At 59.8% G+C, this 12943-nt stretch carries 8 protein-coding genes, 1 tRNA gene and 1 rRNA gene; 9 read left to right on the forward strand and 1 reads right to left on the reverse strand.

The window, feature by feature from the left end; translation table 11 throughout:
• Positions 1-33 precede the first annotated feature (33 nt).
• From ACW5W8_RS22150 to ACW5W8_RS22190, 9 genes are all read left to right on the forward strand, one after another.
• A tRNA-Thr gene (locus ACW5W8_RS22150) sits at positions 34-109 on the forward strand.
• 22 nt (positions 110-131) lie between these two features.
• Positions 132-246: ribosomal RNA gene (gene rrf / locus ACW5W8_RS22155) — 5S ribosomal RNA — on the forward strand.
• 166 nt (positions 247-412) lie between these two features.
• Entirely contained in the window at positions 413-1378 is a 966-nt protein-coding gene (ebgR, locus tag ACW5W8_RS22160; RefSeq protein ID WP_498630459.1) for a transcriptional regulator EbgR, read from the forward strand.
• A gap of 320 nt (positions 1379-1698) precedes the next feature.
• Complete coding sequence (gene ebgA / locus ACW5W8_RS22165; protein ID WP_498630461.1) at positions 1699-4773, forward strand: beta-galactosidase subunit alpha; 3075 nt, start codon at positions 1699-1701, stop codon at positions 4771-4773.
• Positions 4770-5225, forward strand: a complete 456-nt coding sequence (locus tag ACW5W8_RS22170; protein ID WP_498630463.1) for a beta-galactosidase subunit beta — start codon at positions 4770-4772, stop codon at positions 5223-5225. The genes ebgA and ACW5W8_RS22170 overlap by 4 nt, the downstream gene beginning before the upstream one ends.
• A gap of 103 nt (positions 5226-5328) precedes the next feature.
• Positions 5329-6774, forward strand: a complete 1446-nt coding sequence (locus ACW5W8_RS22175; protein WP_498630465.1) for an amino acid permease — start codon at positions 5329-5331, stop codon at positions 6772-6774.
• Positions 6775-6850: 76 nt separating this feature from the next.
• Positions 6851-7189, forward strand: a complete 339-nt coding sequence (locus ACW5W8_RS22180) for a tRNA-binding protein (RefSeq protein ID WP_498630466.1) — start codon at positions 6851-6853, stop codon at positions 7187-7189.
• Between the two features lie 167 nt (positions 7190-7356).
• On the forward strand, positions 7357-8802 hold the full coding sequence (locus ACW5W8_RS22185; protein ID WP_498630468.1) for an amino acid permease: 1446 nt from the start codon (positions 7357-7359) through the stop codon (positions 8800-8802).
• Positions 8803-9095: 293 nt separating this feature from the next.
• On the forward strand, positions 9096-10046 hold the full coding sequence (locus tag ACW5W8_RS22190; RefSeq protein ID WP_498630470.1) for a bile acid:sodium symporter family protein: 951 nt from the start codon (positions 9096-9098) through the stop codon (positions 10044-10046).
• Positions 10047-10125: 79 nt separating this feature from the next.
• Here the strand turns inward: ACW5W8_RS22190 and ovoA are convergent, their stop codons facing one another.
• The gene (gene ovoA / locus ACW5W8_RS22195; RefSeq protein WP_498630472.1) at positions 10126-12276 is read right to left on the reverse strand and encodes a 5-histidylcysteine sulfoxide synthase; all 2151 of its coding nucleotides are present in this window, start codon (positions 12274-12276) and stop codon (positions 10126-10128) included.
• Between the last annotated feature and the right edge of the window lie 667 nt (positions 12277-12943).

The following is a 12943-nucleotide window of genomic DNA, read 5'->3' on the forward strand; positions in this document are numbered from 1 at the left end:
AGCGCACACAGTGCGGTCTTTACCGGTTAGTGTGCTGATATGGCTCAGTTGGTAGAGCGCATCCTTGGTAAGGATGAGGTCCCCAGTTCGACTCTGGGTATCAGCACCATTATTAAGTAGTAAAGCTTTTGCCTGACGGCAATAGCGCCGTGGAACCACCTGATCCCATTCCGAACTCAGAAGTGAAACGCGGTAGCGCCGATGGTAGTGTGGCATTCGCCATGCGAGAGTAGGACACTGTCAGGCACCTATTTAGAAGAGGCCTCCCATTCGGGAGGCCTTTTTGCATTTGCGCGATTCAAAAAATCGATCCTGCTGCCGGCATTTTAGTAAAAATGCTGGGCTATCAAGGGATTGCCCGTTACTCTTTAGCCGTTACCGATTAACACGTGATGCTGCCAGCGAGGTATTGATGGCTACGTTGAAGGAAATTGCACAGGAGGCGGGGGTGTCGCTCGCCACGGTATCCCGGGTACTGAACGAGGATCCCAGCCTGAGCGTCAAGGAAGAGACCAAGCAGCGGATCTTCGAGATTGCCGAACGGCTGGAGTACAAGACCAGCAGCGCCCGCAAGGGGGTTCACAAGAGCAAGCTGCACTTTCTGGTGGTCTACTCCTACCCGCAGAGTACTGAGGTCAACGACCCTTACTATCTCGCCATCCGTTATGGCATCGAGACCCAGAGTGCCCGTCTCAACATCGAACTAACCCACCTCTACAATTGTGGTGAAGGACGCGAGCTGACCGCCGTGGACGGTATCCTGGTGGTGGGGAGTCTCTCGGCCGAGCGTCTGGCGCAGTTGTGCACCTGCTCCAGCATGCTGGTCTTTGTCGATTCCCGTGCCATGGAGGAGTTTGACTCGGTCGACGTGGATCTCGCTCTGATCAGCCAGCAAGTGGTGGATTACTTTATCGCTCAGGGACACCAGCGCATCGGCTATATCGGTGGCCAGGATGAGAATCCGGATCTGCGTGAGCTGGCCTTCCGGGATTATGGCCAGCGATTGGGTGTAGTGCAGGAGAGCGATCTCTATCGCGGCGATTTCTCCAGTGCCTCCGGCTATCGCTTGGCCAAAGAGATGCTGGCAGGGGATTGGCCCAAGGCGCTGTTCGTTGCCTCCGACTCCATCGCCATCGGGGTGCTGCGGGCCATCCACGAGAGGGGATTGTCGATTCCCCAGCAGATTGAGCTGATCAGCGTCAACGATATTCCGACCGCCAAGTTCACCTTCCCGCCGCTCTCCACGGTGCGGATCCACTCCGAGTTGATGGGCTCCCAGGGGGTCAATCTGTTGGTCGAACGGCTGCGTGACGAGCGTGATATTCCCCTTCGGGTACTGGTGCCGAGTCGCCTGACTCTGCGTGGCACCACTCGTTGATTTTAGTAAAATAAAGCCGGTTTTAGTCGCGCCATCTTGTGGTGGCGCGGCCTCATCCCCTCATCATCCTCTCCCTTATTTCTCCTGAAAAATTCATAATACATTGTTTTATAGTGGTTTTAGCCATTTATTGCCTACATTTATCAACATCCATGCCATCACTTCCTGCTTTATCCCCTTTTATCCTCCGATTCTGATCTCGCTCACAAAACCGTCCAGCCATTGTGATCAGGTTAAAACTTTACCGATCCAAAACTGATATTTAGTAAATGTTTATCTAGAGTTTACCCAGTTAACGTTGCCTTGTTCCGGGAGGACATGTGAATAACTGGGAAAACGTCCAATTCGTTGGTGAAAACAGGCTGGCTCCGCGTGCCTACTTCTTCTCTTATGCCGACCACGCGCTGGCGGCCACCATGCAGCGCGAGCTGAGCCGCCGTTTTCTGGGCCTTGGCGGTCAGTGGCAGTTCCACTACTTCGACCACCCCCTGCAGGTGCCGGAGGCCTTCTATCACAGCCCCATGAACGAGTGGGGCCAGATCACCGTGCCCAACATGTGGCAGATGGAAGGACATGGCAATCTGCAGTACACCGACGAAGGTTTTCCCTTCCCTATCGACGTACCCTTTGTGCCGACCAACAACCCCACCGGCGCCTATCAGCGCAGCTTCACGCTGAGCCCGGCCTGGGACGGCGAGCAGGTGATCATCAAGTTTGACGGGGTGGAGACCTACTTCGAGGTCTATGTGAACGGCCACTACGTCGGCTTCAGCAAGGGCAGTCGTCTCACCGCCGAGTTCGATATCAGCGCCTACGCCAAGGTTGGCGAGAACCTGCTGTCGGTACGGGTGATGCAGTGGGCCGACTCCACCTATATCGAAGATCAGGACATGTGGTGGATGGCGGGGATCTTCCGCGACGTCTATCTGGTGGGCAAACCGGCCGCCCATGTGCAGGACTTCTTCATCCGCACCGCGCTGGCCGATGACAATCAAAGCGCCACCCTGAGCTGCGATATCCAGCTGGAGAATCTGGGGGCAGCTGCCCGTGATCACCGTCTGGTCTGGTCGCTGCGAGATCAGGGCAACGAGATCGCCAGCGGCTCGCTCGACCATCTCGCCATCGATGGCAAGTGTGATTGCCACTTCACGCTGGATCTGGCCAACCCCCATCTGTGGAGCGCCGAAGACCCTTACCTCTATCAGCTGCAACTCTCCCTCTACAACGGTCAGGGCGAGCTGCTGGAAGTGATCCCGCAGCGGGTCGGGGTGCGTGAGATCAAGGTCAAGGATGGCCTCTTCTACGTCAACGGTCACTACCTCAAGTTGCACGGGGTGAACCGCCACGACAACGACCACCTCAAGAGCCGCGCGGTCGGTATGGACCGTGTTGAGCGCGATATCGTGCTGATGAAGCAGCACAACCTCAACTCGGTGCGCACCGCCCACTACCCGAACGATCCGCGTTTCTACGAGCTGTGTGACCAGTACGGTCTGTTCGTGATGGCGGAGACCGACGTGGAGACCCACGGCTTTGCCAACGTCGGCGATCTCAGTCGTATCACCGATGACCCCTTTTGGGAGCCGGTGTTCGTGGATCGCATCGAGCGCCACGTGCATGCCCAGAAAAACCACCCCTCCATCATCATCTGGTCGCTCGGCAACGAGTCCGGCTACGGCTGCAACATCAGAGCCATGTATCACCGCTGCAAGGCGATCGACCCGACCCGGCTGGTGCACTACGAAGAGGATCGCGATGCCGAGGTGGTGGACGTGGTCAGCACCATGTATTCGCGCGTCTCCCAGATGAACTGCTTCGGCGAGTTCCCGATGGAGAAGCCGCGCATCATCTGCGAATACGCTCACGCCATGGGTAACGGCCCGGGGGGCCTGAGCGAATATCAGCAGGTGTTCGACCGCCATCCCCACATTCAGGGCCACTACATCTGGGAGTGGTGCGATCACGGCATTCTGGATCAGGACGAGCAGGGGCGACCCGTTTACAAGTACGGTGGCGACTACGGCGACTACCCCAACAACTACAACTTCTGCATGGATGGCCTCATCTATCCGGATCAGACTCCGGGGCCGGGCCTGCGCGAATACAAGCAGGTGATCTGCCCGGTCAAGGTGCGGGCGCTGGATCTGGCGAGCGGCAAGTTGGCGGTGGAAAACCGCTACTGGTTCTCCACTCTCGACGATATCCGCCTGCTGGTCGAGGTGAAGGCCGAGGGCGAACTGCTGGCCAGCCAGCAAATCCGGCTGGAAGGGGTTGCTCCCGGTGCCACCACAGTGCTGCAACTTGAACTGCCATCCCTCGATGGGCGGGAAACCTTCGTCCAGCTGCGGGTCATCAAGGCCAGTGCGACCCGCTACAGTGCGGCGGAGCACGAGCTGGGCCAGTTCCAGTTCCAGCTGAAGGCATCGACTCGTCAGTTGCAGCCCTTTGCCAACCCCAACGCGACCCCGTTGCATATCGCCGATGAGCGCCTCGCGCTGACCTTGAGCGGCAGCGGCTTTGCCCTGCGCTTCTCGCGCCTCGACGGCAAGCTGGTGAGCTGGCAGCAGGATGGTATCGAGCTGATTGAGCGCTCACCGCGCCTCACCTTCTTCAAGCCGATGATCGACAACCACAAGCAGGAGTACGAGAGCCTGTGGCACCCGAATCACCTGCAGATCATGCAGGAGCACTTCCGCACCCTGAGCTGGCGTCAGCTGGGTGAAGCGGTCGAGGTAACGGTGGAGAGCCTGATCGCGCCGCCGGTATTCGACTTCGGTATGCGCTGCCGCTACGTCTACACCCTGAGCCCGAACGGCCAGCTGCATGTGGCGTTGTCCGGCCAGCCCTACGGTGGCTATGACGACATCATCCCCAAGATCGGTTTCGAGCTGGGTATTCGCCAGGACCTCGACCGGGTGCACTACTACGGCATGGGCCCGGGTGAAAACTATCAGGACAGCCGCCAGAGCAACTGGATCGACAGCTTCAACAGCACAGTCAGCGAGATGTGGGAGCACTACCCCTTCCCGCAGGACAACGGCAACCGCCAGCAGGTGCGCTGGGCGACCCTGACCAACCGTCACGGCGCCGGTCTCTACGTGCGGCCCGATGCCCCCATCAACCTGAGCGTCTGGCCTTACAGCTGGGAGCATATCCACGCAGCCCAGCACATCAACGAGCTGGATCCCTGTGGCTATCTCACCCTCAATCTGGATCACAAGGTGCTGGGGCTGGGCTCCAACTCCTGGGGTTCCGAGGTGCTGGACTCCTGGCGGGTGCGCTTCGAGCCGTTCAGCTTCGGCCTGACCCTGCTGCCCATCGCCCGTGGCAACCTCAATCCGGCTGCGCTGGCCGGGCTCGACCTCACCATCAACGGCGGGAGGAACCTCGCATGATCACCCTGGACAACCTGACCCTGTTCAAAAACATCTACCGGGAGGGCAAGAAGTGGGGCCGCTGCGTGGAGGCCATCAACAACCTGGCAAACCTCAAGCCCGGCATCTGCCACTCCATCGGTGACTCCCTCACCTACCGCTTGCAGGAGGGGGCCAGCCCGGCCACCTCCCTGTTCGAGGGGCAGCGCCGCTACTTCGATGTCCACTACTACCTGGAAGGGGAAGAGACGGTGGAGTGGGCTGCCAAGACGGATCTGCGGGTCGAGCAGGCTTATGACGACACCACCGACCGCGAGTGGCTGGCAGGTGAGGTGCGTGAGCGCCAGAAGGTTGGTAACGGGCAGGTGGTGATCTTCGAGAACGACGAAGCTTACCGATTCGTCGGCGACAGCCCGGTGCGCAAGGTGATCATCAAGGTCACTGTCGAAGGCGGCTACTTCAAGAACAAATAACACGCCGCCGGTTTTGCACTGATAAACGCCGGAAGGGCGGGGCTCACCCTACAACCCATGCCCCGCTCTTTCGCCGAGATAACTACAGGTCTGGAGATGCACCATGTCTGATTCCAAACGCAATACGATAGGCAAGTTTGGTCTGCTGTCGCTCACTTTTGCGGCGGTATTCAGCTTCAACAACGTCATCAACAACAACATCGAGATCGGTCTGGCCTCGGCCCCGATGTTCTTTCTGGCCACGATTTTTTACTTCATTCCGTTCTGCCTCATCATTGCGGAATTTGTGTCACTGAACAAAAACTCCGAAGCCGGGGTCTATGCCTGGGTGAAGAGCTCCCTTGGCGGTCGCTGGGCCTTTATCTCCGCCTACACCTACTGGTTCGTGAACCTCTTCTTCTTCACCTCCTTGCTGCCGCGGGTCATCGCCTACGCCTCCTATGCCTTCCTCGGCTACGAGTACATTCTCACTCCGCTGGCGACCACGGCCTTGAGCATGGTGCTGTTTGCCTTTGCCACCTACGTCTCCACCAACGGCGCCAAGATGCTGGGCCCCATCACCTCGGTGACCTCGTCCCTGATGCTGCTGCTGACCCTCTCCTACATTCTGCTGGCAGGTGCGGCACTGGTGGGCGGCGTACAGCCGGCCGATCCCATCACGGTAGAGGCCATGATCCCCGATTTCAGCTGGGCCTTTCTCGGCATCACCACCTGGATCTTTATGGCAGCCGGTGGTGCCGAGTCGGTGGCGGTCTACGTCAATGATGTGAAAGGGGGCTCCAAGTCTTTCGTGAAGGTGATCATCGTCGCCGGGATCTTTATCGGCGTGCTCTACTCCATCGCGTCGCTGTTGATCAACGTGTTCGTACCGAGCGGCACCCTGAAATATACCGGCGGCTCGGTGCAGGTGTTTGAAGGGATGGCGGCCTATTTCGGCCTGCCGGAGATCCTGATGAACCGCTTCGTCGGGCTGGTCTCCTTCACCGCCATGTTCGGCTCCCTGCTGATGTGGACGGCGACCCCGGTGAAGATCTTCTTCTCCGAGATCCCGGCCGGTATCTTCGGCAAGAAGACGGTCGAGCTGAACGAGAACGGCGTGCCCGCTCGCGCCGCCTGGATCCAGTACCTCATCGTGCTGCCGCTGATGGTGATCCCGACCCTGGGCTCCAACACAGCGCAGGATCTGATGAACACCGTCATCAACATGACCGCTGCCGCCTCCATGTTGCCGCCGCTGTTCATCATGCTGGCCTACCTCAATCTGCGCTTGAAGCTCGACCACCTGCCGCGGGAGTTCAAGATGGGTTCGCGCACCACCGGCATCGCCGTGGTCTCGGTGCTGATCGCCATCTTCTCGGTGGGCTTCCTCGCCTCCACCTTCCCGACCGGCGCCGACATCATGACCATCATCTTCTACAACGTTGGCGGGATCGTGATCTTCCTCGGCTTCGCCTGGTGGAAATACAACAGATACGAGGCCTCCCTCAGCGCCGAAGCGCGTGCCAAAGAGGCCCAGCCGACAGCGCAGGTGGCCATGCAGACGCCATAGCCACTGCATTGAATTCCAATCAAACCGGGTGGCCGTTGGCCACCCGCAAACCGTTGAACCAGAAAAGGAAAAGAGCATGAGCGAGACGATCGAGTTTGCCGAATTCAAACGGGTCGAGATGAAGGTGGGCAAGGTGCTGGAGGTGGTGCGCCACCCCGGGGCAGACAAACTCTATATCGTCCAGATCGACGTGGGGGGCGAGCGGCCGCTGCAGACTGTCACCAGTCTGGTGCCCTACTACAGCGAAGATGAGCTGATGGGCTGCGAGGTGGTGGTGCTGACCAACCTCAAGCCTACCAAGATGCGCGGCGAGCGTTCCGAGTGCATGTTGCTCTGCGCCGAGACTCTGGATGAGAGCCAGAGCGTGCTGTTGCAACCGCGGGTGCCGATGGCGCCGGGCACCCCGATCGTCTGACTGGTATTGCGAGCCGGTGCGGTGAGATTGCACCGGTTCACCAACGAGGCCGCCCACGCGGCCCGATCATAACAAGAGAGTAAAGTGCAGGGCCGACAGACCCTTGCCGAACACATCACAGAGTCACAGCGATCCCCGCAGGGAGCGCGAGTCCACTGGAGGACACCATGTCTGAATCCGTACGCGGCACCATAGGCAAGTTTGCCCTGTTGTCGATGACCTTTGCCGCCGTGTTCAACGTGCGCAACATCGTCAACAACAACATCGAGCTGGGGCTCAGCTCCGCCCCCATCTTCCTGCTGGCGACCATCGTCTACTTCATCCCGTTCGTCTTCATCATCGCCGAGTTCGTCTCGGCCAATAAAAACTCCGAGTCGGGGATGTACGACTGGCTGAAAAAGCCGCTCGGCACCCGGATGGCCTATCTGGGCTCGTTTCTCTACTGGTTCGTGAACCTGTTCTGGTTCGTCTCCCTGCTGCCCAACGTCATCGCCTACGCCTCCTACGCCATGCTGGGCTATGAGTACAGCTTCTCGCCTATGGTCACCTCGATCATCTCCATCGTGCTGTTTGCGGCGGCGACCCACATCTCGACCAAGGGGGCGAGCTGGCTCGGCAAGATTGCGGAGATCGTGGCCTACGGGGTGTTTGCGCTGTTCGCCATCTATGTGCTGGGCGCGCTGATGGCTCTGAGTGGCGATCATGTGCCGGCCCAGCCCATCACGCTGGAGGCGATGACCCCCACCGTCAACTGGGCAACGCTGGGCATCATGTGCTGGATCTTCCAGGCGGCGGGCGGTGCCGAGACGGCGGCGGCCTACCTCAATGACGTGAAGGGCGGCCAGAAGTCCTTTATCAAGGTGATCATCAGTGCCGGTATCGTCATCGGTGCCATGTATGCGGTCGGTTCCCTGCTGGTGAACGTGTTCGTGCCGCGCGAGAGCCTCACCTATGCCGGCGGCATGGTGGAGATCTTCACCGGCATGGCGCAGTATTTCGGGCTCTCCGAGGCGCTGGTGGGCCGCTTCGTCGGCGTGGTGCTGTTTATCGCCATGTTCGGCTCCATGATGATGTGGACCTCGGCGCCGGTGAAGATCCACTTCTCCGAGATCCCGCAGGGGGTTTACGGCGAGAAGACCACCCAGCTCAACGAGCACGGCGTGCCGGTGCGCGCCGCCTGGTGGCAGTTTGTCTTCGTGTTCGTGATGCTGGTGGTCAACGGCTTCGGTTCCGAGTCGGTGCAGCAGATGATGAACACCGCCATCAACCTCACTGCAGGGACTGCCATGCTGCCGCCGATCTTCATCATGGTGGCCTACTTCGTGTTCCGCTGGAAACATGACGACACCCCCCGCGACTTCCGCATGGGGTCGCGCAAGTTCGGGATGGGCGTGGTGTCGGTGTTGATCGCCATCTTCGTGGTGAGCATGAGCGCTTCCGCCTTCCCGGCCGGGGTGGATCTGGTGCGTGCCTTCTTCATCAACGTCTTTATGACGGCGGTTTTTGCGGCGTTGGCCTACTGGTGGATCTCCCGTTTCGAGAAACGGCAGGCCCGCAAGCTCGGTGGCAATGAGAAGAAAACCGGCAACGGCAAGCTGGCCAGCCAGCGCTGATCGGCAGAACGAAAAAGCGAGACGGGCGGCCTGGGTCGCCCGTTTTTTTATCCATTTCGCGCCGGTTTGGCGCTATCTGGCCGCGGGTCGTCAACTTCCGCTATTCGGCAAAGCAAAGGCGTTAAGCATTGATGAACAATTAACCGCTGCACAACGTTGCGCCTCTCCGTTATCGGGGTAAGCTGGAGGTTCGTTTTAGCGGGAGGTGCCAGACATCTCCCGCTCTGTTTCTTGTCCTCCCCAATCCTGACTGCCGCCACGGCAGCAGGATGCCCTTCTGATGGAGACCTTTCGTGCGTCTGGATCCCTTTACTGTTGTGCTGATTGCGGTGGTCACCCTGGCCTCCCTCTTTCCCTGCGAGGGGCAGGTGGCTGTCTGGTTCGGTCTGCTGACCAAGCTGGCGGTGGCGCTCCTGTTCTTCATGCATGGCGCCAAGCTGTCGCGCCAGAACCTGCTGGCGGGCCTCGGCCACTGGCGGCTTCATCTGGTGGTGATGCTCAGCACCTTCGTGCTGTTTCCGCTGCTGGGGCTGCTGCTCACGCCACTGGTACCGGGCTGGCTGAGCCCGGCCATCTACCTCGGCTTCCTCTATCTCTGCGCTCTGCCTGCCACCGTGCAGTCGGCCATCGCCTTTACCTCGATGGCGGGGGGCAATGTGTCGGCGGCGGTGTGCAGCGCCTCGGCCTCCAGCATCCTCGGCATCTTCCTCTCGCCGGTACTGGTGGGGATGATGATCCACGTGCAGGGGGAGGGGATCGACACCTGGCACTCCATCCAGTCCATCATGGTGCAGCTGATGCTGCCGTTCGTGGTCGGTCACCTGTCGCGCCCGCTCATTGGCCGCTGGGTCGATAGTCACCGGCCGCTCATCGGCAAGCTGGATCAGAGCTCCATTCTGCTGGTGGTCTATGTCGCCTTCAGCGAGGCGGTGGTGCAGGGGATTTGGCGTCAAGTAAGTTGGTACGATCTGGCCAGTATCGTGCTGCTGAGCTGCGTCTTGCTGGCGCTGGTGCTCTGCTGGAACGTCTGGATCAGCCGTCGCCTCGGTTTCGACAAGGCGGACGAGATCACCATCGTTTTCTGCGGCTCCAAGAAGAGCCTCGCCAACGGGGTGCCGATGGCCAACGTCATGTTCCCCGCCGCCAGCGTCGGGATCATGGTGCTGCCGCTGATGATTTTCCACCAGATCCAGCTGATGGTGTGCGCCGTGCTGGCGCGCCGCTATCACGAGCAGGGGCATTGATACTCGCGCCATTTTTGCTGCCATAACAAGAGGGAGGCCCGTTGGCCTCCCTCTTCTCATCTGCATGCCGACCGGCGTGCTAGCGTTTGCGCCAGACGGTCAGCTGCGCCACCGTGTGCTGATACTTGCGGGCGGTCTCGCGGATCACGAAGGGCACATCCCGCGGCGGGCAGTGCTCCTCGAACTCCGCCGCCAGCAGTCGCTGCAGCGCCTGATAGGTGGTGAGCGCTTCGCCGTTTTCACGAATGCCGCCGAGCCAGTTGGCGGGCGGGGTATATTCCGCCAGCCAGGTGTAGGGACTGGTGAGCACCAGCAGGCCACCGCTGCGTAGCCGGGGTGCTATATCCCGCAGGAAGCGGGCGGGCTCCCGCAGCCGGTCGATGAGGTTGGAGGCGAGCACCAGATCGTAGTGGTCATATTTGGGCTTGAGGTTGCAGGCATCCCCCTGACTGAAGTGGATGCGCTCAGCCTGACTCGCCCCCAGCCCGTGGCTCGACAGGCGCGCCTCGCAATACTCCACCAGTTCCCCCTCCAGTGGAATGGCGTAGCGGAAGCTGTCCTGGCTGGCGAGGGCCAGCGCCACATCGATGAAGCGGGCCGAGTAGTCCACCCCGTCCACATGCTGGAAGTGGCGGGCCAGTTCGAAGCTGGCGCGGCCGGTGGCACAGCCGATATCCAGTGCCCGCTGGTGGTTGCTGCAGAGCTCGCCAGCAAGATCAGCAAGCGTCTTGGCGTAGTTGGCAACTCCGAAGTGGCTCGGGCCGTACTGGAAGTCGAGGTACTGAGCGACGAGCGTGTCGGTTTCATAGGGATTCACGATAACGGGTTCCTGACAACGGGAGACCAGATAGCGGAAACCCGCATGCTGGAAGAAGTGACGCCGGAAGGCGTAACGGGATGATTTAAGCGCTTCGTTACCCGTGCTGATCCAGCTGCCGCCCTTGATGAGGGTGTGCTTGCCATCAAAGGTGGGGGTGGAGAAGTCGTCGTAGAGCGGGTGGATTTTAAAGCCGTCGAAGCCATCGATGGCGGTGCTGGTCCACTGCCAGACATTGCCCACCAGATCGAAGAACTCCCCTTGCGGGCAGGCATCCACCGGGCAGGAGGAGGCAAAACGGGCCAGATTGATATTGCCGGGGGCCTCCGTCCAGTCCGGCTGATCGCCGGGTAGCTGCTCGCGCAGCAGCTGCCACTCTGCCTCGCTCGGCAGCTGGATGGGGAGTCCGGTCCGGGCAGCCTTCCAGCGGCAGAAGGCGGCCGCCTCCAACTGATTCACCTCGACCGGCCAGTCCCAGGGCATAGGGACCTGCCCGGTCATCAGCCGCAGCTGCAACTGCCCGGGTTCGGCGGGGTCACCCACCCAGAAGGTGGGCATCTGCGCCTTCGCGTACTGGCACCAGCCCCACCCTTCGTCATCCCACCACTGTTGCTGGCCGTAGCCGCCCGCCTGGACGAAGGCGAGGTACTCGGCATTGCTCACCAGCATGCGGCTGGCCTGAAACGGGGCCAGCTCGATCTGGCGCTCGCCATATTCGTTGTCCCAGCCGTAGGTGGCGTCCTGCTTGCCAAGGCGCACCTTGCCGCCAGCCACCGGCAGCAGGCTGTTGGTGGGCACCAGCTCAATCCGGTGGTGGGCTTCGGGGCAGGCGGGCCAATAAGGCTGCGGCCGCACCCAGACGAGTGGCAACTGGCGGATCAGCACACTGGAGGTCTCGAGGTGGATGCGCTCGTGCTCTATCCCCATCAGGATCACCCAGGCCGGGCTCCGCCAGTCGATGGGCAGAGTGAGCGGCATCTGGCGGATGAAATCGCACACCAGCGAACGGACTTTGGCCCGATAGCTGCGCAGTTCGGTGACCTTGGGCCAGTCGTAGTGGGTCTCGTCCAGATCGTCCCAGCTCATCTCGTCCACCCCGATGGCGACCATGGCCTCGATGCGGGGATCCAGCCGCTGGTCGATCAGGCGTGCCGCCAGCAGCTTGTTGATAAAGAAAGCGGCGGTGTGGCCGTAGTAGAAGATGAGCGGGTGGCGCAGCGGGATCGCCTTGTTGAACCAGGCGCGCTCATCGGCCAGACAGTCGAACAGCGAGTCGTAGAGATCGAAGGTCTGGCAGAAGTAGGCGAGCAGCTCGCGCCGTTTCTGCTCGGGATCGCTGCCGGTCAGCAACGGGGTGCGAGTCGGCTCCGGCAGACCGGTGGCATTGGAATAGAGAGGGCTTGCTTGGGTCACGCTCTGACTCCTTGTTGGCAGTGAAGACTGACAAGACAGTGGTAATGACATTACCGCAATGGAGAGCTTGGTACGCACGAAGTACCACTATTGGCTCAACAGACCGGCAGGGCAATCAAAAACTTCCACGGGCTGTCAGCATAGTGACCGGCAGGATGACCCGCCAATCAGCCACAATCATATCCGTTCGAGAATGGTTATTTTCACCAAAAAATGGTCTAAATGGCTCTCTGAATTCTTCTGTTTGTTCTGGTTGAAATGGTTATTTCCTTTTGAATCATAATGTTAATTTTTGGCTCACGCTTTGCAGAGCATGAAAACCAATTGGCCCTGGATGGCCAACACATAAGGAGGAGAGTAGCGATGAAATGGATGATGGTTGTCATGTTGATGGCGGGGCTCAGTGGTTGTCACTGGCTGGATCAGACCAGAGTGACCGGAACGGGGAGAGGGCGAGCGCCAGCGGTTTGGCTGGCAGAGCGAATTGCTACCCGAATTGCAGACCCCGGCGAAAGGGGGCTGGATCCTCTATCAATCTCTTCGGCCTATGCATGAGTTTGTTTTAAATCAGTTCTTAGTTCTTAGTTCTTAGTTCTTAGTTCTTAGTTCTTAGTTCTTAGTTCTTAGTTCTTAGTTCTTAGTTCTTAGTTCTTAGTTCTTAGTTCTT

Source organism: Aeromonas aquatilis (assembly GCF_054052405.1).